Below are 23,786 nucleotides of genomic sequence, written 5' to 3'. Positions count from 1 at the left end.
TATATTTGCAGCGATTATTTATAATATTTAAGTTTTAGCACTATGGAGGACCAGAACTATACCATTAAAGACATAGCCCGTATGGCCGGTGTTTCCGCCGGAACGGTGGATAGGGTGTTGCACAATCGTGGCGACGTGTCTCCCAAAAGCAAAGCTAAAGTACAAAAGGTACTGGATGAGATTCATTATCAACCCAATGTGTTTGCTATCGGTTTGGCTGCTAAAAAGAAATATTCTTTCCTCTGCCTGATACCTTATTATATAGAACATGACTATTGGCATTCGGTAGTCGGGGGGATTGAGCGTGCCCGGCAAGAGTTGCGTCCTTTTAATGTGGGTATAGATTATCTGTGTTACCATCATGGAGATGAGAAAAGTTATCAGGAAGCCTGCCTTGCTATAAAAGAAAAGAATGTAGACGCAGTGTTGATTTCTCCGAATTTCCGGGAAGAGACGCTGGCGCTGACAGCTTATCTGCAGGAAAATAAGATAGCTTATGCTTTTGTTGATTTCAATATGGAAGAAGCGAGAGCCTTGACGTATATTGGGCAGGATTCCTATAAGAGCGGATATATTGCAGCAAAAATATTGATGCGCAACTATTCGGCGGGAGAAGGTCAGGAGTTAGTCTTGTTTTTAAGTAATAATAAAGATAATCCGGCTGAAATACAGATGCAACGTCGTTTGGACGGTTTTATGAGTTACATAGCCGAGGAATATAACAACCTGGTAATCCATGAGGTTATACTCAATAAATCCGATCAGGAAAGTAATCAACAGACATTAGATGAGTTTTTCCGGGCACATCCGAAGGCTGCGCTGGGAGTTGTATTTAATTCCAGGGTGTATCAGTTGGGAGAGTATCTCCGTCACGCGGGACGTAGCATGAAAGGGCTGATAGGATATGACCTTCTGAAAGCAAATGTAGAGTTGCTAAAATCAGGTGATGTGCATTATTTAATCGGGCAACGTCCGGGATTGCAAGGGTATTGCGGGGTGAAGGCTTTGTGCGACCATGTTGTGTTTAAGAAGTCTGTTGAACCTGTAAAGTATATGCCTATCGACATCCTGATTAAGGAGAATATTGATTTTTATTTTGAATTTGTATAATATCAACTTTATAAATTACAACTAACATGAAAGCATTAAACAAAGAAACTGCTCCTAAAACACAACGTCCGGAGCGTATTATCCAATTTGGCGAAGGTAACTTCTTGCGTGCATTTGTTGATTGGATTATTTACAACATGAACCAGAAAACCGACTTCAACAGCAGCGTAGTAGTGGTTCAACCCATTGATAAAGGTATGGTCGATATGCTGAATGCACAAGACGATCTTTATCATGTTAATCTTCAAGGATTGGATAAAGGCGAAGTTGTTAACAGCTTGACAATGATCGATGTAATCAGTCGTGCACTGAATCCATATTCTCAAAATGACGAGTTCATGAAATTGGCAGAGCAACCTGAAATGCGTTTTGTTATTTCAAACACTACAGAGGCTGGTATCGCTTTTGATCCGTCTTGCAAACTTGAAGATGCTCCTGCTTCATCTTATCCGGGTAAACTGACTCAATTGCTGTATCATCGTTTCAAAACATTCAATGGTGATAAGACAAAAGGTTTGATTATTTTCCCTTGCGAACTTATTTTCCTGAATGGACATAAGTTGAAAGAAACTATTTATCAATATATTGAATTATGGAACCTGGGTAATGAGTTTAAAACTTGGTTTGAAGAAGCTTGTGGCGTATATGCGACATTGGTAGACCGTATTGTTCCGGGATTCCCGCGCAAAGATATTGCTGCTATCAAAGAAAAACTGCAATACGATGATAACTTGGTTGTTCAGGCTGAAATCTTCCATCTGTGGGTGATTGAAGCTCCGCAGGAAGTTGCCAAAGAGTTCCCGGCTGATAAGGCAGGACTGAATGTGTTGTTTGTTCCTTCGGAAGCTCCTTACCACGAACGTAAGGTAACTCTGTTGAATGGTCCGCACACAGTTCTTTCTCCGGTTGCTTATCTTTCTGGTGTGAATATTGTGCGTGAAGCTTGTGAACATGAGGTTATTGGTAAATATATCCACAAAGTAATGTTCGATGAGTTGATGGAAACATTGAATTTACCGAAAGATGAGTTGGAGAAATTTGCCAATGATGTATTGGAACGTTTCAACAATCCATTCGTAGATCATGCAGTGACAAGCATTATGCTGAATTCTTTCCCAAAATATGAAACTCGTGATTTACCGGGATTGAAGACTTATCTCGAACGTAAGGGCGAACTTCCTAAAGGCCTGGTACTTGGTTTGGCTGCTATCATTACTTATTATAAAGGTGGTGTACGTGCTGACGGCGCTGAAATTGTACCAAATGATGCTCCTGAAATCATGAACCTGCTGAAAGAACTTTGGGCAACTGGTTGTACAAAGAAAGTAACCGAAGGTGTTCTGGCTGCTGACTTTATCTGGGGAGAAGATTTGAATAAGATCCCGGGATTGGCAGAAGCTGTAAAAGCAAACTTGGATTCTATCCAGGAAAAAGGAATGCTTGAAACTGTGAAAGGTATTCTGTAAGATATAAGATTATAACCATAAGGTTAATAAGTAGAGGGCATTTTGATAGAGTATACAACTATCAAAATGCCCTTAACTGTTAGATAATTAAGAGACGGAAAGTTATTAATTGTTAAAGACCAAATTTACATTCTTCGTATTTTTTATTTCCATAACCTTCTTTTTCTTCGTTTTCACGGTTTGAAAAGGCTCAAATCCTTAATGACCAATTTTGTCTCTTTTTATATGAATTATTATTCTACTTTTTTGTTTTATAAATGCCTGGTTTATAAGGAGAAAACGAATTTGATATGATGAATATTGCATAAAAAAGTCATCTGTAAAATACAATGAATCAAGACCTTTTTTACCATGGTAATCTTGCTTGTAAATCTCGTAATGTGTTCATACCTTTGTTGCGAAGTCAATAGTGTGGCTTCCTAATATTGTTTAACTTTTTAATCTTAGGCGTATATGGCTATCAGATATAAAAAGAAAAAAATCACCTTATGTTTCGATAAGGAAAATAAGGTAGAAAAGTATGTTGCAGCAAACGTTCTAGTTGGGAGCATCAACTATAACAAGTTATGTGATGAAGTAAATCAGCGGACAGGCGTTCATCGGGCTATGGTGGATGTGGTACTGAAAGGAGTGCAAGATACTATGGTGTCATTTTTAGAAGAAGGATTCTCTGTAAAGTTGGGAGAGTTCGGTTCATTTCGTCCAGCTATTAATGCCGAGAGCCAAGATAAAGCTGAAGACGTGAGTGTTAATACCATTATTAGGAGGAAGATAGTCTTTACTCCGGGAGGTGCATTCAAGGAAATGCTTGGATCAGCTAGTATAGAACTGTTTGGAGATAACGTAACCAATCCTAACGGGGATAACGGTGGAGAACCTAGCGAAGGAGGTGGCTCTTCTGGAGGAGATTCAGGAGAAGCTCCGGATCCGGCAGCTTAATTCTTACTAAAAAATAACTTTAGATAGGGAAGGTTCTTTCAGGAGCTTTCCCTATTTTTTTGATATTTCGGGTAGAAATGCTCTAATTCGCCGTTGGGCAATGGTGAATTTGTGGTTGCCTAACGACATTTTTGCCGTTGCCCAACGGTGAATTTACTGTTAGGTGCAAAATTTTAGTAAGATTTGTATGCGGAAAGTAGGATTTCTACTGGATTTATAATTTGTTTTTCCTATCTCTTTTTATCACCTATTTTATCAAAAAGTAAGAAGTATCTTGATTTTTCTTCTGTTAGCTTCTTCTAGAAAATTTATTTGTGAAAATATTTTCAATCTTTGCCGCGTTATAGCAGTAGATTGTTCAAACGCGTATTATCCTCAAGATACAATGAAGATAATTAATCTTCAATATTGCTTTTCATCTCATTTTATCCCAAATTTGCAGTCTCAATACCCCAAGAGTGTTGTTTATGCGAAATATTTTCTATCTTTGTAGCGTTGCAGCAATAGTGTTTGTATGTGCAACATTACATATTAATAGATGAAAGTGTTTAGCTTTTATCCTTGTTAGGAAATCTGGTAAATTTCAATTGACATAAGGATAGCAATAACACTCATCACTTGTATAGTCGTGTGTAATTTTATATTACATATATATACGAGTGTGGGGTATTGTTTATTTATGTCAAGGTTTTACCAGAACCTCCTAACAGATAAACTAACGACTCCACACTTTTTTTATAGACTTACCACTGCTAAGGAGTTGAGGTGGCGACAAAAACTCTAATAATTATGATGAAAAAGACAGTATTCTTTTTCTTAATGATTGCAGCTTTAAGTACTTCATTCTATAGCTGCAAAACAAACACTGATGATTTATGGGATAGTATTCATCAATTGGATGGCAGGGTAACTTTACTTGAAGAACTCTGTAAACAGATGAATGGAAACATTGGAGCGTTGCAAACGTTACTACAAGCTTTGCAAAGTAATGTAAGCATCACAAAAGTAAATCCTGTTACAGAAGGTGGTAAGACGGTTGGTTACACTATTTCTTTTTCAAAGGGAGATCCCATTACTATTTATCATGGAGAAAAGGGGGATAAAGGTGATACGGGTATTGCCGGTAAGGATGGAGTAACGCCGGTGGTTGGCGTGAGACGAGATACGGATAATGTTTATTATTGGACGTTAAACGGAGAATGGTTAATTGATGATGCCGGGAATAAAGTAAAGGCAGTAGGTGAAGATGGAAAAGATGGAGAAAATGGTATAGATGGTAAACCTGGTATGGATGGCATTACTCCACAATTGAAAATAGAAAATGGTCGTTGGTGGCTGTCGATGAATAATGGCAGTACGTGGTCGAATATAGGGCAGGCTACAGGTGATACTGGTAAAGATGGAGTGGATGGTGACGATATGTTTAGTGATATAGATTACACTTCCAGTCAGGACTTTGTTACTTTCACCTTGTCGAATGGAACTGTTATAAAACTGCCGACTTGGTATGCTTTTGGCGAGTTGCAAAGCTTGTGTGAACAGATGAATACTGATATTTCGTCTATACAATCAATTATTGAAGCACTACAACAAAAAGATGGTATAACTAATGTGGTACCTTTGAATGATAATGGGAAGGTGATTGGTTATAAACTTTATTTTGAAAAACGTGAACCGATAACCATATATCATGGTAAAGATGGGGCAGATGGTAATGATGGTCAAGACGGTTCGGATGGCAAGGATGGGGTGACACCTGTTGTCGGAGTGAAACAAGATACCGACGGTATCTATTATTGGACGTTGAATAGCGATTGGATGAAAGATGATAATGGTAATAAGATAAAGGCGCAAGGTGTTGACGGTTCGGATGGACAAGACGGCACGGATGGTACTAATGGTGTCACTCCACAGTTGAAGATAGAAGAAGACGGCTATTGGTATATATCTTATGACAATGGTTCGAACTGGACAAAACTAGGAAAAGCGACCGGTGCGGATGGAACAAGTGGAGACGCTTTCTTCAAGAATGTGACGGAGGATGATGATTATGTTTATTTGGAGATGCAAGCCGGAAACATTATCTCCGTACCCAAACACAAAAAGCTGTCTATCACTTTCAATGAAACGGAGGATATACGGGTATTAGCCAATCAGACTTATCCCATTCAATATGCTATTACGGGGGCTACGGATAAGACTGTATTGAAAGCTTTGGCGCAAGATGGTTTCCGTGCTGTGGTAAAATCTTTGGGTAATGCTTCCGGAGTAATTGAAGTGACTACACCGGGAACGATACTTAGCAGTGAGGTATTGGTTTTCGTTTCCGATGGCGAAGAACGTACTATCATGCGTTCCATCAATTTTGTGGAAGGAGTGATTAATATCACCGACCGTTCTTATACGGTTCCTTATACCGGTGGTACGGTGAGTGTGCAGCTTTCCACTAATATCGATTATACCATAGAAATTCCGGAAGCGGATAAAACATGGATTTCTATCGCTCCGACATCACGTGCCATAATGCGGGATGAAACGATTACATTTAATGTCCAACATAATAATAATACTCAATTGCGTTATTCGATTATTAAATTAGTTGACAAATTGGGAGTTACTTCTGAAACAATACAGATTACTCAGCGTGGAGGAAGTTCACAGGATATTTACGTGGCAACAGCAGGAACTTTGGAACAACAAATCAATAGTGAAGACGCTAAAATTTTAGAAGAATTGAAAATCACAGGACATCTGAATACCTTTGATTACGAGTTTTTAAAGACTATGCCTAACTTGAAAACGGTAGATCTTTCAGAATTGAGTGATACAAGTATACCGGCTAGTGCCTTTAATAATTCTCTGGTACCTACAGTGTTATTGCCACTGAATTTAAAAACAATTTCAGATAGAGCGTTTTATAATAGTTCTATTACTTCCATTTATATACCTCAGACAGTAGAAAGTATTGGTCAATATGCTTTTGCGAACACTCTTAAATTAACAGGGAATATTGTGATTCCTTCAAAAACTGCAACTATTGGAGAACGCGCTTTTGAATATTCTGCTTTTAACGGGACTTTGATATTAGAAGAGGGAGTGCAGAGTATTGGAACAGCAGCATTTGCTGGTTGTAGCAAAGTAACAGGAGACTTAGTGATACCGAATAGTGTAACAAGTATGAAAGGGTCTGCATTTCAATCTTCTACTTTTACAGGTTCATTGAGTATAGGAAATGCGTTAACGGATATTCCGGCTTATGCTTTTCATGGTTGTAGCTCTTTTAAAGGAAAAATTACTATTGGAGGAAATGTTAAGAGTATTGACGATCATGCTTTTGAAGGATGTGCAGGACTTACTGGTAACTTGGTAATTCCTAATAAGGTTGAGACTATTGGTATTTATGCTTTTTATGCTTGTATTGGATTTGATGGATATTTAAGTATCGGAAATTCAATGAAATCTATTGGAAAGTGTGCATTTGTCGGAGAAGAAAAAATTGGGAAAGGAACTGTCCCTAGCACTGTAGGACCGGATAAAGAGTATGCTCGATGTTCTTGGACTCCCATATTTAATAAGGTATATTGTAAAGCTATAGAATCACCTACATTAGGAATAGAAAATTTATTTGATGGTTATAAGAATGTTTCAGTCTATATCGTCTTTGGAACTAGTCATACTGTGAAATATGGGGGAGGTCCCATGTATATTCCCGAGCCGACCATGTGTAATGAAAATTATCCTCAATATCTATTTATTCCAATAAATGCTTCAGGATATGGTAAGAATGGATGGGGAGGATTTGAAATTAAATCAGAAGTCGAATTTTAAACTATATAATTATGAATAACTCAGGTTCAAATCCTTGCGACCAAATTTGTAAAAAACAAGTCGCATACGACAAGGTCGTTGAAGCCTATCAGTTCCATGTACAGCGTTATCATACATGGGTTAACTATTACGCCATTTTTGTTGGCGCTTTGTTTGTGGCATTTTATACCATTATACCGCAATCAGAAAATGTTCAATGCGCTCCTTGCAGTGGAACTATTTTTTCATTTTTAGATAGTATATGGCTACCACTTTTGATTATTACTTTAGGATGGTTTGCTTCTATGTGTTGGCTGGCTAGTATTATCGGACATTATGAATGGATGAAGAGTTGGATACGAATCGTGAAAAAGAGAGAGGTCGATTTCTTTGAAACAACTTCAAGTCAACCATCCAATATCTCACCGGTTTCATCTGAAATATTTGTATATGGAAAAGTAATGAGAGAACCGGATAGAAGTGTACCTAATAATATGCTGCCTAAATTTATCTCAACTCAAAAAGTAACTCAATGGTTTGTATGGAGTGTTATTTTAATGTGGATAGCAAGCTCTGTTTTGCTTTGGAGATTTGTAGACTATTATTGGTGGATTCCCTCTTTCGGTTATTCCCTTCTTACGGCTATAATTGGATATTGTCTTTATGGGAAAGCTCATAAATTGTATTCTTCGGAACATCTGGATATAGCTTGAACATAAAACAATGAAAAAAGGATAGGAATATTGCCAATATATAGATTCCTATCCTTTTTTATTTCTGTTCATATTAGTAATGCCATTTAATATGAACTAGAATTGTGCTTCCTACGGATCGAATGATTCAAAAACAATAAAAAGAAGATTAAACTTTATCTGTTTCCAGATATATTCATTAACTTTGTAATTAGCTCAAATTAGCTTTATACAGAATTTAATATGGAAAATCTGATTGAATTATCACATACTGAAGTGACATTAGCATTTGTAGCGTCCTGCATTGAAAGTACGGCACGCCGATTAGGTAAATCATATCAAGAAGTTTTTACCCGCATGAAGCGTGTAGGTATGATTGAGAATTACATCTTGCCTTGCTATGATGTATTACATACTGAGAGTCGCGAGCATGTGACTGATAATATGATAGAATGTCTGACAACTTGGGAGGCAAAACGATGAAAATAACAGTATATCATGGAGGAACGGAACGAGTTGATGTTCCTATTTGTCGTTTAGGAAGGGAGAATCTTGATTTTGGTCGTGGATTCTATGTTACAGATATCAAAGAGCAGGCTTGTCGTTGGGCTATTGCAACGGCTAAGCGACGCAACACCCAAGCCATTATTAATATTTACCAACTTGATAGAGAACTTGTTTTGGAAAAGGCTCGTTGTAAGGTGTTCAAAGCTTACGATTCGGAATGGTTGGAATTTATTGTAGCCAGTCGTCGTGGACTGAATCCAGCGGCAAATTATGATTATATAGAGGGAGGTGTCGCGAATGACCGGGTAATTGATACGGTAAATTTATATATGTCTGGTTTGATGAGTGCTGATGTGGCATTACAGCGTCTTGCTCAACACCAACCAAATAATCAGATTTGTTTGTTAAACCAAAATATTACGGATAAATACCTTATTTATGATGGAACAGAACTGGCAGAATGATCCTGTAAAGTCTCCTGAAATTCAAGAGATAATATTAAGTAATCGTATCGGTGTCATTGCTGCCGAACTTTCAAGACGCTTGGAAATTGCTCCAGTCAGAGCATTGCAATTGTTTTATGAAAGCAAGACTTGCGCTGACTTGCATGACAAGGAAACAGGGCTTTATCTCTATGGTAATCTCTATATCGCTGATGAATTCATGCGAGAGTATCAAAATAAGTTATAAGTTCATTCAGCTGCATGCAAAATAAATGTAGTAGCTCCGATAGTCACAATAGCGCCATCCTCAATGCATACACGGTCTTTATCTCCCAGAATCTCATTCATGAGGAAAGTACCTGTCAGGCTGGGAGCATCCCGTAATGTATAAACAAGTTTTCCTTGCTTATTACGTTTGATATTGATGATGCAATGGCGTCGATCCATGCTCATATCACCACTTTCAATGGGCGTATTGATAAAAGTTCCCACACAACGGCGGCCTATGACATTGTCACCTTCTTGTAAGGGCAATATCTGTTTATAACCGAATACATTTTCGATAACAGTGATATATCCGAATTCTTCTTTATGGGATTCAGCTTCTTCTTCCAGATTTTCTTCCTTTCTAAGAGCCTTTACTTTGCTCTTTCCAAGCCGGATGCTGAATTGCTTGCCGCAATGCTCACATTCAAATACCAGTGATTGGCCTTCGCTATACTTGGTTTCATCAAAAAAAAGGTAATTCTCACATTTAGGACAAAGAACTCGTTTCATACTTTTAAAAAGGGATTTTTATTTAGCCAGTAACCAGGCATTCTTATAAGTTTCGTTTTTTCTTAGCTCAAGTAATTGCTTGGTCGCTTCATTGCGGTTGTCGAATGAACTGATACTGACACGTACTTTTCCATCCATGTTCAGCGCTTTTGCATTAGCAAACCCTTTTGATTTTAATTGAGTTGCTATGGCTTCTGCATCTTTCAGGCTGATTCCTCCTGCCACTATGATATGGAAAGGATGATTGGCACTTTCTGGAGATTTAACCGCAGCAGGGGTAGTAGCGGAAGCAGTAGCTGCCGTTTCCTGTTTGGCCACTTTCATTTCTCTAACTGCGATTGGCTTGGAAGTCTTATCCGCTGTATTCTTTTTAGTGGATGAAGTCTTCGTTGAAGAAGAAGTTGAAGCAGTAGCGGAAAGCTTCTTAGCTTGTTGCATTGCCTCACTCTTAACATACACAGGAGTTACTACAACTGATTGCTTTTCTATTTGCTCAAAAAGCTCACTGGGTAATAATTGTGCATAATTGTTTTTTTGAACGTCTGTATTCTCTACCGGAGTTGAAAAGGCAAAGAACAATACGATGGCAGCAATCATTGCTGCAGCATTGCGAAGATACGCACGATTGATACTAATTTCAAAAGTCTTCTTTTCCTTCTCCGGATGAGCCGGTATCCATACTTTTTCTTTCTGTTGCAGAACGGAAAGTTCATGCATTTCGAAGGAGTCGAGACCGTATAATGAAGGAGTCGTTATCTTATAGTCATAAGGAACAAACTCATAGTTACCATAAATGTTATAGTGAATCTCGCCTATATTATCCAAATGGGCTTTTCCTTCTTCATGAAGGAGACCGATGAATTCGTTTACTTCCTTTTCTACTATGCGGCTGGCGTCAGCAAAACTCGTGTCATACGCTGACATATAAGATTGCACCAATACGCCGTCATTCAGTTTTAATTGAGGATTAAAGCCGATTGTGCGGGTAGGAGGTAAAAATATATTTTCTTCTTTTACGCGGGTTGCAGGCGAGTAATGCGCTACAAAACCGCCAAACCCCGGAACAATGACGCAATCGTTTTCCAGTAGTAAAGTCTCTATATGTTGTGCCAATTCAATCATGTCTGCAAAATTACGAGATAAATTGAATATATCCCAGAAAACTTCGAAAAATTCACTACTTTTGCATCGTTTTATTTATCACTATCAATAATGAACTATATACAGACGGAAATAGACGGAGTATGGCTGATAGAGCCTAAAGTTTTCTCCGATGAACGGGGCTATTTTATGGAAGCCTATAAGAAAGAAGAGTTTGATGCCAATATTGGTCCCGTAGATTTTATACAGGACAACGAGTCGAAATCATCTTTTGGCGTGTTACGCGGATTGCACTATCAGAAAGGAGAATACAGTCAGGCGAAACTGGTTCGTGTTCTTAAAGGAAAAGTGCTGGACGTTGCCGTTGATTTGCGTAAATCATCGCCTACGTTTGGAAAGCACGTCTGCGTGTTGCTTAGTGAGGAAAACAAGAGACAATTTTTCATTCCCCGTGGTTTTGCTCATGGCTTTGCAGTCTTGAGCGAAGAAGCCGTTTTTACGTATAAGGTAGATAACAAGTATGCTCCGCAGGCGGAAGCTTCTATTTTGTATAATGATGAAACGTTGGGGATAGACTGGCCGTTGGCAGATTCGCAAATGGTATTATCGGCGAAAGACAGAGAGGGAACTGCCTTTAAAGATGCCGCTTATTTTGAATGAATTTCTAAACAAACAATAGATTAAGTATGAAAATTGCAATCGTGGGAACAGGGTATGTGGGTCTGGTATCAGGTACATGCTTTGCCGAAATTGGCGTGAATGTAACGTGCGTAGACACAAATAAAGAGAAAATCGAATCTTTGCAAAAGGGGAATATTCCGATTTATGAGAATGGATTGGAAGAGATGGTGCTCCGTAATATGAAAGCAAAGCGATTGAAGTTTACAACCTCATTAGAAAGTTGTCTGGACGACGTGGAAGTTATATTCAGTGCGGTTGGCACCCCTCCGGATGAAGACGGCAGCGCTGATTTGAAATACGTGTTGGAGGTGGCCCGTACCATTGGTCGCAATATGAAACAATATAAACTGGTAGTTACCAAAAGTACCGTTCCGGTGGGTACTGCCAGTAAGGTTCGCGCGGTTATTCAGGAAGAATTGGATAAGAGAGGCGTGAAAGTTGATTTTGACGTGGCTTCTAATCCGGAATTCCTGAAAGAAGGAAATGCGATCAGTGACTTTATGAGTCCGGACCGTGTGGTAGTGGGAGTGGAGTCGGCACGTGCGGAGAAATTGATGTCCAAACTATACAAGCCATTCTTATTGAATAATTTCCGTGTGATTTTCATGGATATTCCATCTGCAGAAATGACTAAATATGCGGCAAACTCGATGTTGGCAACCCGTATCAGTTTTATGAATGATATCGCAAACTTATGCGAAATCGTTGGCGCGGATGTGAACATGGTACGTAGCGGAATAGGTTCGGACACCCGTATTGGACGTAAGTTCCTGTATCCGGGCATCGGATATGGTGGTTCCTGTTTTCCTAAAGACGTGAAAGCATTGATTAAGACTGCGGAACAGAACGGTTATAGTATGCGGGTGCTTAGTGCTGTGGAAGAAGTGAACGAACAACAGAAAAGCGTCCTGTTTGAGAAGTTAAAGAAACAGTTTAATGGTGATTTGCAAGGTAAGACTGTTGCTTTGTGGGGGCTGGCATTTAAACCGGAAACGGATGACATGCGTGAGGCTCCGGCATTAGTCCTGATCGATAAATTGCTGGAAGCTGGTTGTCGGGTGCGTGCATACGATCCGGCTGCTGTGCAAGAGTGCAAGCGTAGAATTGGAGAAAAAATCTATTATGCTTGTGATATGTATGATGCAGTGCTGGATGCTGATGTATTGATGCTGGTTACCGAATGGAAAGAATTCCGTCTGCCCTCATGGGCCGTTATCAAGAAGACGATGGCCCAGCAGATTGTGTTGGACGGACGTAATATATATGATAAAAAAGAGATGGAAGAGCTCGGATTTGTTTACCATTGTATTGGTAAATAAAAAAATAGGAGTATCTTTATACAAAACTAAGATAGATGATGAAAAATGTGGCTGTATCGTTAATGGCAATCCTTTTCGCGGCATGTAGCGGCAATAAGAGTCCCCATTCTCTTCAACAGGAGAAAGAGGATCTTAGCGCAAAAGAGTTACTGCAGGGAATTTGGCTGGACGATGAAACGGAGAGCCCGTTGATGCGTGTGGAAGGAGATACCATCTACTATGCAGACGCACAAAGTACTCCCATTGCATTTAAAATAATGCGGGACATTCTTTACACTTATGGAAATGATACCACTTATTACAAGATTGATAAGCAGGGAGAACATATATTTTGGTTTCATTCCATTACGGATAATGTAATAAAACTGCATAAATCCGAAGACCTCAATGATTCTATCTATTTTGTCCGTCAGGAACTTGTGGTTCCGACTTATACGGAAGTAACCAAACGCGATAGTGTAGTGACTTACAACGGCACTCGCTATCGTGCATACGTATATATCAATCCATCTAAAATGAGAGTCATCAAGACGACTTATTCCGAAGACGGGATTAGTATGGATAATGTGTACTATGATAATGTGATGCACATCTGTGTGTACGAAGGTAAAAAGAGCCTGTTTGCCAGCGATATAACCAAACAGATGTTCGACAAAGTGGTTCCTGCGGATTTCCTGGCGCAATCAATCCTGTCAGATACAAAGTTTGTGAAAGTAAACCGGAATGGTTTTCATTATCAAGCTGTTTTAGCCATTCCGGAAACTTCCATATATAGCGTTGTAAATATGGAAGTGAGCTTTAAAGGCGATTTGGAGATTACTTCATCCAAATAAGGACTCTACATTCTATTCAAATAGAAATCAGGTTTTCCCCAATAAGAAATACGGACTCTATTCAAACAAGGAAATACAGATTTTATTTCTGTCTGGGCGCAGGGTAGTTGCTTTTCTTCCCTCCGTTGTTTCTTTTTCCCCGGAAATCTTTTCTTTTAGAGAAATTCCCGTTCCTGTTTTTGTTGAACGAACGCGGTTTGTATTCCGGAGCCTCTCCCAATCCTTCAGGGATAGGAATCTTATAAATCTCTTTCTCCAGAAAATTCTCAATGCTTTTGAAGTTACTCTGTTCCTTTTCGTTGATAAACGTAAGTGCCACCCCGTCATTGTTGGCACGTGCCGTACGGCCGATGCGGTGCACATAGTCCTCACTATCGTGAGGCACGTCGAAGTTGATAACCAGGCGGATATCATCAATATCAATACCACGTGCAACGATGTCCGTAGCTACCAATATATTGATTCGTCCGGCTTTAAACTCGTGCATAACCGTTTCCCGTTGAGCCTGTTCCAAGTCCGAATGCATTTCACCTACGTTCAGCTTCATTGATTTCAACGCCTTGGCAACTTCTTTAACCTTAATTTTGGAAGAAGCAAAGACAATCACACGTTCCGGAACCTCATCCATAAAAAGACTGCGTATGATGCCCAACTTTTGATTTTCATAGCAGACGTATGCCGCCTGAATAATCTTTTCCGCAGGTTTGGAAACAGCGAGCTTTATTTCCGACGGTTCGTTTAAGATCGTATTTGCCAATTGCTGTATCTTTGCCGGCATTGTTGCTGAAAACATGATAGTCTGTCGTTCCTTCGGCAGATATTTGGCTATTTGCATGATATCTTCGTAGAATCCCATGTCGAGCATCCGGTCTGCTTCATCCAAAATAAAATAAGAAACCTTGGAGAGATCTACATATCCAAGGCTTAAATGGGCGATCAGACGTCCGGGAGTAGCAATGACAACATCAGCTCCCAATGTGAGTCCCTTTTTCTGTTGTTCGAACAATATCCCGTCATTTCCGCCATATACAGCAACACTCGATACCGGCATGAAATAGGAAAACCCTTCCATTTGCTGGTCGATCTGTTGGGCCAATTCCCGGGTAGGAGACATGATGACACAATTAATCGCATCCTCCGGATGTTTACCTTCAGATAATTTATTCAATACAGGAAGCAGAAACGCGGCCGTTTTACCTGTTCCTGTCTGTGCTACTGCGATCAAATCTTTACCCTCAAGTATGATTGGAATTGCTTGTTCTTGTATAGGCGTACATTCGTCAAATCGCATGGCATCAAGCGCCTCAAGCACATTTGCATTTAATTGTAGTTCGGAAAACTTCATTCTTTTATTTTATTTGTCAGCAAAGATAATCTATTTTTTGGTCTAATTACATATTCAAGTAAGAATCTTTGAACCCGAGGAAATAGAGCACTCCATCCAGTCCGATAGTGTTGATTGATTGCTTGGCATTGGCCACCACTTTGGGCTTGGCGTGGAAAGCGATTCCTAGTCCGGCAACCCCCAGCATAGGGAGATCGTTGGCTCCGTCTCCTACGGCGATGGTCTGTGCAATATCCACCTTTTCCACTTGTGCAATGAGGCGGAGCAGTTCGGCTTTCCGTTTTCCGTCTACTACATCCCCCAGATAACGTCCAGTTAGTTTGCCGTCGATGATTTCCAGTTCGTTGGCATAGACATAATCTATACCGTATTTCTTTTGCAGGTACTGGCCGAAATAAGTGAATCCTCCCGAAAGGATAGCGATCTTGTAACCGTACTTCTTCAATACATACATCAGTCGCTCTACACCCTCTGTGATAGGCAAGTTCTCGGCTATTTCCTGCATTACCGATTCGTCCAACCCCTTCAATAAGGCTACGCGACGGGTAAAGCTCTCTGTAAAGTCTATTTCTCCACGCATGGCGCTTTCCGTGATGGCTTTCACTTCGTCGCCTACACCGGCACGGATAGCCAGTTCGTCAATCACTTCTGTCTCGATTAAGGTAGAGTCCATATCAAAACAAATCAGGCGGCGCATACGGCGGTACATATTATCCTGTTGGAAAGAAAAGTCCATTTCCAGTTCGCTGGCCAGTTTCATCAGCTTCTCCTGCATGGCAATGCGGTCTTTCGGAGTACCTCTTACTGAAAATTCGATGCAAGCCCGGGTGCGTGTATCAGTCTGACATTCGTCCAACGGGATGCGACCTGTCAGACGCTTGATAGCGTCTATATTCATGCCCTGTTCGGCTAATATGCTTGTAGCGGCAGAAATCTGGCGGGCGGAAAGTTTGCGTCCCAATACCGTCAGGATATAGCGGTTTTTCCCTTGCATGCCTACCCAGTTGTCATATTGTTCGGTGGTGATAGGTTCAAACCGGATGGTCACTCCCAATGAAGAAGCTTTGAACAGGAGTTCCTTCATAATGAATCCGGAGTGTCTTTCTTCACTCTTGAACAGAATTCCCAGCGATAATGTATTATGAATATCTGCCTGGCCGATGTCAAGGATCGTAGCATCATATTTGGCAAGGATTTCAGTCACAGAAGCAGTCAGTCCCGGACGATCTTCGCCGGTAACTCGAATCAGAATCAATTCAGTATTTGATGGTTGCATAAAAAATAGACTTTAACTCTGCAAAAGTAGAGAAAAAAGTTCGTTTTTATGCTAAATAACATAAAAAGTTATACCCAAAAAGTGAGATTTTTGCTTATTTGCTTGGAAGTTAATTTAATATTTACTTACCTTTGCACCCGGTTTCAAAAATAAAGGCTCTGATAATCAGCGGATTCCTCTTCGCCTGATGCCTGAAAAGACAACGTTTCGGGAAGAAACCACTGTTTAAGGACAGTCCCGGATAGTATTAACTAAAACCGAATTACATGAAGCATGTAAAATGGATTTTTGTTGTATTACTAATTTGTTCCTTGACCGCTTTCGTTGAGAAAGACAAACCTACCGGAGGTTTGAGTGAGGGCGACGTAGCCCCTGATTTTAAGATCGAATCTACGTCAAATGAGCAACCCGCCTTTAAGTTGGGAAATTTGAAAGGCAAATATGTGTTGCTAAGTTTCTGGGCAAGTTATGACGCGCAGTCCCGGATGCAAAACGTAAGTTTAAGCAATGCGCTTCGTTCTTCTCATAATGTGGAAATGGTTTCTGTTTCATTTGACGAATATCAGTCAATATTTAAGGAAACCGTTCGTAAGGATCAAATAGTTACGCCCACTTGTTTCGTGGAAACAGAAGGCGAGGATTCCGGATTATTTAAGAAATACCGTTTAAATCGGGGATTCACTAACTATTTATTGGATGGAAATGGTGTAATTATAGCCAAAAACATCTCTGCTGCAGATCTTTCTGCTTATGTAAAAGAAATCGGTTAACGATTTTAGGAATGTAAGGAGAAAGAGGGATTTTCCGGATCACCGTCAGGTGAAAACAATGGAGAATAGACAAAAGAGGAAATGGATACAACAAAAAAGTTCCGCCTACACTTGCATTAGCAGGAATAGGCGGAACTTCTTATTTTTATATCTTTCTTTCTGCGGTATATCCGAAACCTTGGGACAGTCTGCGGATCGAGTTCCTGAAGACTGCGGAAGGCTTGCAATCCTTTTATTTGTTGCTTTCTGGTTATTTGGGTGCTTTCTGATACAGGAAGAATGCGATACCTGCATAAAGGATATTGGGAATCCAGACTGCAATGGCAGGAGGCACATTTCCGTTCACGGCAAAGGTGGAGGTAATCGTTTGGAACAGGATATAAGAAAAACTTAACCCTAATCCGATACCCAAGTGGAGCCCCATACCACCTTTTGTTTTCCGGGATGAAAGCGATACACCGATGATGGTAAGGATGAAAGAAGCGAACGACATGGCAATGCGTTTGTGATATTCAATCTCAAACTCCTTGATGTTGGCAAATCCTCTTCGCTTTTGTTTTTCTATATAGTCACTTAGTTCGGGGCTGGTCAACATCTCCTGCTGATTTTTCATGATGAGAAAGTCAGAAGGTTCCATATTGATAATAGAGTCGATTCGATCTCCCTTAGTGATTTTTTCTTTTAAACCATCTAATTCGCGTACCATATAGTCGTGAATTGTCCATTTATGAACAGTTGCAGTGTCATAAGTGATACGGCGTGCAGTTAAATGCGAAACCAGCTTCTTGTCAACGAATTTATCCAATGAAAAACGGTTACCGGTTTTCATGGCGTTGTTATAGTTGTCAATGTAGGCTATAACCCCGCTGTCTACCTCTAACTGTACATTGCTTACCGAATTTTGTTTCTTGGGTTTGATATACCGGTCTTCAAAGTTCAGACGCGTCACGCTTCCTTTAGGAATCACGTACGAACTTAGCGTGAAGGTGGTCAGCGCAATGATAGCGGCCGAAATCATATAAGGACGCATCATTCTCTTAAAGCTCATGCCGGTGGAGAACATAGCGATGATTTCAGAGTTCTCTGCCAACTTGGAGGTAAAGAAAATAACAGCAATGAATACGAACAGCGGACTGAACAGATTGGAGAAATAGGGGATAAAGTTCATGTAGTATTCAAAGATGATCTTATCCCAGGGAGCTTCATGCTCCATCAATTTGTCCATCTTTTCGTTGAAATCGAATACCACTGCAATAGAAATGATCAATGCAATAGCAAATACGTATGTCCCCAAGAACTTCTTGATGATATACCAGTCCAGCCGTTTTATAAATCGATTGCTTTTCATTTCTTATAATCTAGTTGATACTCTTTTGACCATCATCGGCTTCCAGGTCGAGAAATCTCCGGCAATAATATGTTTTCTTGCTTCTCCTGCCAGCCACAGATAGAATGCCAGGTTGTGTATCGAGGCAATTTGCATGGCCAGTAGCTCTTGCGCATGGAAAAGATGGCGCAAATAAGCCTTGCTGTACAACGTATCTACGCTGGAAGCTCCGTCGGCTTCGATGGGAGAGAAGTCGGTTTCCCATTTCTTGTTTCGCATATTGATAATGCCATCTTTGGTGAACAACATGCCATTTCGTCCGTTTCGTGTAGGCATAACGCAGTCAAACATATCCACGCCACGCTCTATTCCTTCAAGAATATTGACAGGAGTTCCGACGCCCATCAGGTAACGAGGTTTGTCTTTGGGAAGTATTTCATTAACAATCTCGATCATTTCATACATCTTGTCTACCGGTTCGCCTACTGCCAAACCGCCAATAGCGTTCCCGTCGGCCCCTTTGGACGCGATAAACTCTGCTGATTGTTTGCGCAGGTCGGGATAGACACAACCTTGCACGATAGGAAAGAGAGCCTGATTGTAACCATATTTAGGTTCCGTCTCATTAAAACGTTGTATACAACGGTCGAGCCATCTGTGCGTCAAACCTAATGACTTTTTGGCATACTCATAATCCGAGTCACCGGGAGGACATTCGTCAAAAGCCATCATAATGTCTGCGCCGATGGTGCGTTCTATGTCCATCACCTTTTCCGGAGTGAAGACGTGCTTGCTTCCGTCGATATGCGAACGAAATTCGGCTCCTTCTTCCCGCAGCTTTCTGATTCCGGCCAAAGAGAATACCTGGAAACCACCGCTGTCAGTTAGCATCGGGCGGTCGAAACCGTTAAAACGGTGCAGTCCGCCTGCTTTCTCGATCACGTCCAGTCCCGGACGCAAATAGAGGTGATAGGTATTACCCAGAATAATCTGCGCCTGAATATCCTCTTTCAATTCGGTCAGATGTACTCCCTTAACCGTGCCCAGTGTGCCCACCGGCATAAAGATCGGTGTTTGTATCTGCCCGTGGTCTGTGGTAATCAGACCCGCACGGGCATTACTTTTAGTATCTGTATATTGTAACTCAAATGTCATTCCTGGCTGGGTTTCTTAACGGATAAATCAATAGCATCCGACACTTTCTCATTGGTCAGCGCAATGGCAAATACCTCTTTTATATCGTTTACATAGTGGAAAGTCAGTCCTTTCAGATAAATCTCCTGAATCTCATCTATGTTCTTTTTGTTCTCGGCACTCATGATGATTTCCTTGATTCCGGCACGCTTGGCTGCCAATATCTTCTCTTTGATGCCACCCACGGGAAGCACTTTGCCGCGAAGGGTAATTTCGCCTGTCATGGCAATGTTGGCTTTCACTTTTCTTTGAGTCAGGGCAGAAGCCAGAGAAGTAGCCATCGTGATACCTGCCGACGGACCGTCTTTCGGAATTGCGCCTTCGGGAACGTGGATATGGATATTCCAGTTGTCGAAGATTTCTTCGTCCAGATTCAGGATAGAAGCGTGTGCCTTGATATATTCAAGTGCCAGCATGGCAGATTCTTTCATCACATCTCCCAGGTTACCGGTCAGTGTGAGACGTCCGCCCTTGCCACGGCTCAAGCTCGTTTCTACAAATAAGATTTCGCCTCCGACGGCTGTCCATGCCAATCCGGTGACTACGCCTGCGTAATCATTTCCCTGATACTTGTCACGTGTATATTCCGGTGCTCCCAGAAAGTCATACAAATCCGACGGTTTGATTTCTGTCTTGGCGAAATAACCGTCCGTAGCATATTGACGGGCTGATTTACGAAGGATTTTACCAATCTTCTTTTCCAGCTCACGGACGCCGCTCTCACGGGTATATGACTCGATGATAGCTTCCAGTGTTTCTTTGGGAAGCTTGATATCTGTCTTTTTAAGTCCGTTGGCTTCCAGCTCTTTGGGAAGCAGATGCTTACGGGCTATCTCTACTTTCTCTTCCGTGATATATCCGCTTACCTCAATCAATTCCATACGGTCGAGCAATGGGCCGGGGATTGTGTTCAGGTTGTTGGCTGTTGCGATAAACAATACCTTTGAGAGGTCGTAATCTACATCCAGGAAGTTATCGTGGAAAGCAGTATTCTGTTCCGGATCGAGCACTTCCAGCAATGCGGAAGAGGGGTCTCCCTGACGGTCGGCGCTGACCTTGTCTATTTCATCCAGGATGAAGACAGGATTGGATGCGCCGGCTTTAATCAAACTCTTGATGATTCGTCCGGGCATGGCGCCGATATAAGTTTTCCGATGTCCGCGGATTTCAGCTTCGTCATGCACGCCGCCCAAAGACATACGTACATACTTCCGTTTGAGCGCAGATGCAATGGATTTTCCAAGAGATGTTTTACCTACTCCCGGAGGGCCATATAAGCAGATAATCGGTGATTTCATATCACCTTTCAGCTTTAATACAGCCAAATGCTCCAAAATGCGTTCTTTCACTTTTTCCAGTCCGTAATGGTCTTTGTTCAACGTCTTTTCTGCGTTTTTAAGGTTCAGATTGTCAGTTGTATACGTACCCCACGGAAGATTGAGCATGGTTTGCAGATAGTTAAGCTGTACGCTGTAATCCGGAGATTGTGGATGGGTGCGTTCCAGTTTAGCCAGTTCTTTCATAAATGTTTCCCTGACTTCTGCGTTCCAACGCATTCTTTCTGCCTTTTGGCGCATTTCTTCTATTTCTTGCTCCTGGCCGCCGCCACCTAGTTCATCTTGGATAGTCTTGATTTGCTGTTGCAGGAAGTATTCGCGTTGCTGCTGGTCGATATCTTCGCGGGCACGCATTTGGATGGATGCCTTGATTTCTGCCAGTTGCACTTCGCGGTTCAGGATTTCCAGTAAGTGATATGTGCGTTCACGTAATGAGTGGATGCTTAACAAGTCCATCTTCTCGTCTTTCTTGAACGGCAGGTTCGAGCAGATGAAATTGACTAGGAACATCGGGCTGTTGATATTCTTAATAGCAAATGCCGAATCCTGATGCATCACATCTGACGATTTGATATATCTCATTGTCAAGTCCTTGCAGGTTTCCACCAAGGCTTGAAACTCTTTATCGTCTTTGCTTGGAATGTCTTCTTCCAAAAGTTCTATTTCACCTTTCAGATACGGATGGGTTTCGATAATGTTTATCAGGTTCAGACGTTTCATTCCTTGAAGGATGACAGTCGTTGTCTGATCGGGCATTTCCAATATCCGCACAATTCGTCCTACGGTACCGATATTGTGTAAATCTTCCAACTTCGGATCCTCTGTATGTGCCGATCTCTGACATACTACGGCAATATCTTTATGCTTCTTGTCAGCGTCTCGTATGAGTTTCAGAGAAGACTTACGGCCCACTGTGATCGGCAGGAATACTCCAGGAAACAACACCATGTTACGTAGAGGGAGTACCGGAAGAATTTCACCAGATTTCACATTTACATCAAATGCCTGTTCATCGTTCCCATCATAGTCAGTGATTAGCGAGAAGCCGTTATCGCTTCCATCTTCCAATAAATATCTTTCTTTCATCTTTTCGTTTTAATTTAGTTTATGTCATACTGATATGCATAAATCGTTTGCAAAGTTAATTGATTCTCTCTAATAATAAAGCACTGTGCAGAATAAAAACACAAAAACAATGCCAAAATATCAGCTTGTAGAGGGAGTATTCCATAATTATTATTTATTTTTGGCGATTTGCAATAAAATAGTAGAATAAAACAGCTTTAAGACAAACGGATAAAATGTCGAATCCTTATTTTCAATTTAAGCAATTTACAGTGTGGCACGACCAATGTGCTATGAAAGTTGGTACGGATGGGGTGCTTTTGGGAGCTTGGGCTTCGGTTGAGCGCGCGCGCCGGATATTGGATATTGGTACGGGGACGGGCTTGGTGGCTTTAATGTTGGCTCAACGCAGTTTGCCAGACGCAAAGATTGTGGCATTGGAGATAGACGAGGCGGCGGCCGAACAGGCCAGGGAAAATGTGGCTCGTTCTCCTTGGCAGGAGCGGATAGAAGTGGTGCAGGCTGACTTTAAGAAATACCGGTCTTCGGATAAATTTGATGTGATTGTTTCAAATCCCCCTTATTTTGTCGATTCGTTGGAGTGTCCGGATCGGCAGAGGGCTGCTGCCCGTCACAATGATTCTCTAACCTACGAAGAATTGCTGGAAGGGGTAAATAGGTTATTGGCAGCAGACGGACTTTTTACGGTCGTGATTCCAACGGATGTGGTTGATCGGGTAAAGGCGATAGCTTCTATGAATAAGTTGTATGCGATTCGTCAGCTCAATGTAATTACTAAGCCCGGCGGTATTCCAAAACGTACGCTGATTGCTTTTTCTTTTTCCAATCGGGAGTGTGTGATAGAAGAGTTGTTGACGGAATTGGCGCGTCATCAGTATAGTGAGGAGTATATAGCGTTGACGAGGGAGTATTATTTGAATATGTGATATGGATATATGTAAAAAAAATAAGGCTGATACTTGTTATGTCAGCCTTATTTTTTTCTCTATTGTTTAAAGTAGATACATCTTCGGTTCTTCGTATTTATTAAAGTCAGGAGCTGGCTTATCTATTTTCTTGAAGATACGGGTGTATTTTTCTTTTATTTTTATATAATTATCAATCCAATCTTCATAAGATTCAGATGATTTAGAAAGCAAAGCTACTTCCTGCAGAAAAGCTTCATTTGCCAACCTTTCAGTTTCTTCCAAGTTGCCTTTTATATAAGAAACACAAGCATCGGAAAGAAAGTCTTTATTATCTATTTTCTTCCAAATGCGTTTGACGTTATTAGTCATTCCCCAAATTTTAAAGAAAAGGATGATTTGCAGTATTCCAAATGCAATCATCACTATACCTGTAAATTGTATTAATCCTTCCATGATTTATTATTTTGTTTTTGGTAAGCGATCATAAAGCAAATGAAAATCAAAGTCCATGCTATGAAGATGATAATGGATTGGATGTAATATGTCGGATACAAATAATCGGGGCGATTCATGATGATCATTTGGACAAACGAATAAAGGGGTCAGTCCGAAAACCCTGTGGATATGTTATGTTAATACGCGCAAGTGAACTATCTTTGCGGAAGATTAAAAAAATAACAATCCAATGAATTCTAATCGCAATCTAGATAAGTTACTACGAGTCATCTTTCCCGAAGTTTTAATGGAGTATTTCGATATCTCCGGTTGGCATGACGGCTCTGATAAAATTGAAGTTTGGCTTGACGAAAAACACTACCTGGAACGTTCTGACTATAAGAGCGGACCGTGATCTCCCATGGTTTTACCG

General features: G+C 40.8%; 22 protein-coding genes. 14 read left to right on the top strand and 8 right to left on the bottom strand.

Annotated features, from left to right (window positions below; all coding sequences use genetic code 11):
- Positions 1 to 42: 42 nt before the first annotated feature.
- The 8 genes from BSAG_RS14550 to BSAG_RS0223055 all read left to right on the top strand — a co-directional run bounded on the left by BSAG_RS14550 (position 43) and on the right by BSAG_RS0223055 (position 9,211).
- Positions 43 to 1,110, top strand: a complete 1,068-nt coding sequence (locus tag BSAG_RS14550) for a substrate-binding domain-containing protein (protein WP_004316195.1) — start codon at positions 43 to 45, stop codon at positions 1,108 to 1,110.
- A gap of 26 nt (positions 1,111 to 1,136) precedes the next feature.
- Positions 1,137 to 2,576 carry a tagaturonate reductase gene (locus BSAG_RS14555; RefSeq protein WP_004316196.1) on the top strand — a complete coding sequence of 480 codons (1,440 nt, stop codon included), beginning with the start codon at positions 1,137 to 1,139 and terminating at the stop codon, positions 2,574 to 2,576.
- 453 nt (positions 2,577 to 3,029) lie between these two features.
- Positions 3,030 to 3,515, top strand: a complete 486-nt coding sequence (locus BSAG_RS14560; RefSeq protein ID WP_004316197.1) for an HU family DNA-binding protein — start codon at positions 3,030 to 3,032, stop codon at positions 3,513 to 3,515.
- 789 nt (positions 3,516 to 4,304) lie between these two features.
- Positions 4,305 to 7,343 carry a PL29 family lyase N-terminal domain-containing protein gene (locus BSAG_RS14565; protein WP_008017561.1) on the top strand — a complete coding sequence of 1,013 codons (3,039 nt, stop codon included), beginning with the start codon at positions 4,305 to 4,307 and terminating at the stop codon, positions 7,341 to 7,343.
- Positions 7,344 to 7,354: 11 nt separating this feature from the next.
- Complete coding sequence (locus BSAG_RS14570) at positions 7,355 to 8,035, top strand: hypothetical protein (protein ID WP_004315337.1); 681 nt, start codon at positions 7,355 to 7,357, stop codon at positions 8,033 to 8,035.
- Positions 8,036 to 8,257: 222 nt separating this feature from the next.
- Positions 8,258 to 8,497 carry a DUF3791 domain-containing protein gene (locus BSAG_RS14575; protein WP_008017560.1) on the top strand — a complete coding sequence of 80 codons (240 nt, stop codon included), beginning with the start codon at positions 8,258 to 8,260 and terminating at the stop codon, positions 8,495 to 8,497.
- Positions 8,467 to 8,985, top strand: coding sequence for a DUF3990 domain-containing protein (locus BSAG_RS0223060; protein ID WP_004315339.1), 519 nt, complete (start codon positions 8,467 to 8,469; stop codon positions 8,983 to 8,985). The genes BSAG_RS14575 and BSAG_RS0223060 overlap by 31 nt, the downstream gene beginning before the upstream one ends.
- Positions 8,960 to 9,211 (top strand): hypothetical protein, encoded by a 252-nt coding sequence (locus BSAG_RS0223055; RefSeq protein WP_004315340.1) that lies wholly within the window; start codon positions 8,960 to 8,962, stop codon positions 9,209 to 9,211. Before BSAG_RS0223060 ends, BSAG_RS0223055 begins: the two co-directional genes overlap by 26 nt.
- Positions 9,212 to 9,213: 2 nt before the next feature.
- On the opposite strand, the gene BSAG_RS14580 is transcribed toward BSAG_RS0223055, so the two are convergent.
- Together BSAG_RS14580 and BSAG_RS14585 are read right to left on the bottom strand one after the other, a co-directional pair.
- Positions 9,214 to 9,741, bottom strand: coding sequence for an FHA domain-containing protein (locus tag BSAG_RS14580; protein WP_004315341.1), 528 nt, complete (start codon positions 9,739 to 9,741; stop codon positions 9,214 to 9,216).
- 18 nt (positions 9,742 to 9,759) lie between these two features.
- Positions 9,760 to 10,863, bottom strand: coding sequence for an SPOR domain-containing protein (locus BSAG_RS14585; RefSeq protein WP_004315342.1), 1,104 nt, complete (start codon positions 10,861 to 10,863; stop codon positions 9,760 to 9,762).
- Between the two features lie 90 nt (positions 10,864 to 10,953).
- Here BSAG_RS14585 and rfbC point away from each other — a divergent pair, with 90 nt between their 5' ends.
- Genes rfbC through BSAG_RS14600 form a run of 3 tightly spaced genes read left to right on the top strand, consistent with a single transcriptional unit; the run spans position 10,954 to position 13,675 of the window.
- A complete protein-coding gene (gene rfbC, locus BSAG_RS14590) occupies positions 10,954 to 11,502 on the top strand; it encodes a dTDP-4-dehydrorhamnose 3,5-epimerase (protein WP_004315343.1) in 549 nt (182 codons plus the stop codon).
- 26 nt (positions 11,503 to 11,528) lie between these two features.
- Entirely contained in the window at positions 11,529 to 12,842 is a 1,314-nt protein-coding gene (locus tag BSAG_RS14595) for a UDP-glucose dehydrogenase family protein (RefSeq protein ID WP_004315344.1), read from the top strand.
- Positions 12,843 to 12,877: 35 nt separating this feature from the next.
- On the top strand, positions 12,878 to 13,675 hold the full coding sequence (locus BSAG_RS14600) for a DUF4738 domain-containing protein (RefSeq protein WP_004315345.1): 798 nt from the start codon (positions 12,878 to 12,880) through the stop codon (positions 13,673 to 13,675).
- Positions 13,676 to 13,757: 82 nt separating this feature from the next.
- Here the strand turns inward: BSAG_RS14600 and BSAG_RS14605 are convergent, their stop codons facing one another.
- Positions 13,758 to 15,020 carry a DEAD/DEAH box helicase gene (locus BSAG_RS14605; protein ID WP_004315346.1) on the bottom strand — a complete coding sequence of 421 codons (1,263 nt, stop codon included), beginning with the start codon at positions 15,018 to 15,020 and terminating at the stop codon, positions 13,758 to 13,760.
- Positions 15,021 to 15,066: 46 nt separating this feature from the next.
- Complete coding sequence (serB, locus tag BSAG_RS14610; protein WP_008017556.1) at positions 15,067 to 16,296, bottom strand: phosphoserine phosphatase SerB; 1,230 nt, start codon at positions 16,294 to 16,296, stop codon at positions 15,067 to 15,069.
- A gap of 266 nt (positions 16,297 to 16,562) precedes the next feature.
- Between serB and BSAG_RS14615 the strand changes: the two genes are divergently transcribed.
- Positions 16,563 to 17,066, top strand: coding sequence for a thioredoxin family protein (locus tag BSAG_RS14615; protein ID WP_004315348.1), 504 nt, complete (start codon positions 16,563 to 16,565; stop codon positions 17,064 to 17,066).
- A gap of 250 nt (positions 17,067 to 17,316) precedes the next feature.
- Here the strand turns inward: BSAG_RS14615 and BSAG_RS14620 are convergent, their stop codons facing one another.
- The 3 genes from BSAG_RS14620 to lon are packed head-to-tail and all read right to left on the bottom strand — an operon-like array spanning position 17,317 to position 22,010.
- On the bottom strand, positions 17,317 to 18,414 hold the full coding sequence (locus BSAG_RS14620) for an LptF/LptG family permease (protein ID WP_004315349.1): 1,098 nt from the start codon (positions 18,412 to 18,414) through the stop codon (positions 17,317 to 17,319).
- 3 nt (positions 18,415 to 18,417) lie between these two features.
- Positions 18,418 to 19,548: a tRNA guanosine(34) transglycosylase Tgt gene (gene tgt, locus BSAG_RS14625; protein ID WP_004315350.1), complete on the bottom strand. Its 1,131-nt coding sequence runs from the start codon at positions 19,546 to 19,548 to the stop codon at positions 18,418 to 18,420.
- Positions 19,545 to 22,010, bottom strand: coding sequence for an endopeptidase La (lon, locus tag BSAG_RS14630; RefSeq protein WP_004315351.1), 2,466 nt, complete (start codon positions 22,008 to 22,010; stop codon positions 19,545 to 19,547). Before lon ends, tgt begins: the two co-directional genes overlap by 4 nt.
- A gap of 215 nt (positions 22,011 to 22,225) precedes the next feature.
- On the opposite strand from lon, the gene BSAG_RS14635 reads away from it, so the two are divergent.
- Positions 22,226 to 22,936, top strand: a complete 711-nt coding sequence (locus BSAG_RS14635; RefSeq protein ID WP_004315352.1) for a tRNA1(Val) (adenine(37)-N6)-methyltransferase — start codon at positions 22,226 to 22,228, stop codon at positions 22,934 to 22,936.
- Between the two features lie 66 nt (positions 22,937 to 23,002).
- On the opposite strand, the gene BSAG_RS14640 is transcribed toward BSAG_RS14635, so the two are convergent.
- Complete coding sequence (locus BSAG_RS14640; RefSeq protein ID WP_008997447.1) at positions 23,003 to 23,371, bottom strand: hypothetical protein; 369 nt, start codon at positions 23,369 to 23,371, stop codon at positions 23,003 to 23,005.
- A gap of 232 nt (positions 23,372 to 23,603) precedes the next feature.
- Here BSAG_RS14640 and BSAG_RS24925 point away from each other — a divergent pair, with 232 nt between their 5' ends.
- Positions 23,604 to 23,768, top strand: a complete 165-nt coding sequence (locus BSAG_RS24925) for a hypothetical protein (RefSeq protein WP_008997446.1) — start codon at positions 23,604 to 23,606, stop codon at positions 23,766 to 23,768.
- The last annotated feature ends 18 nt before the right edge of the window (positions 23,769 to 23,786 follow it).

The organism is Bacteroides sp. D1 (genome assembly GCF_000157095.2).
Taxonomy (GTDB): domain Bacteria; phylum Bacteroidota; class Bacteroidia; order Bacteroidales; family Bacteroidaceae; genus Bacteroides; species Bacteroides xylanisolvens.
This window is presented reverse-complemented; position numbering and strand designations above follow the sequence as displayed.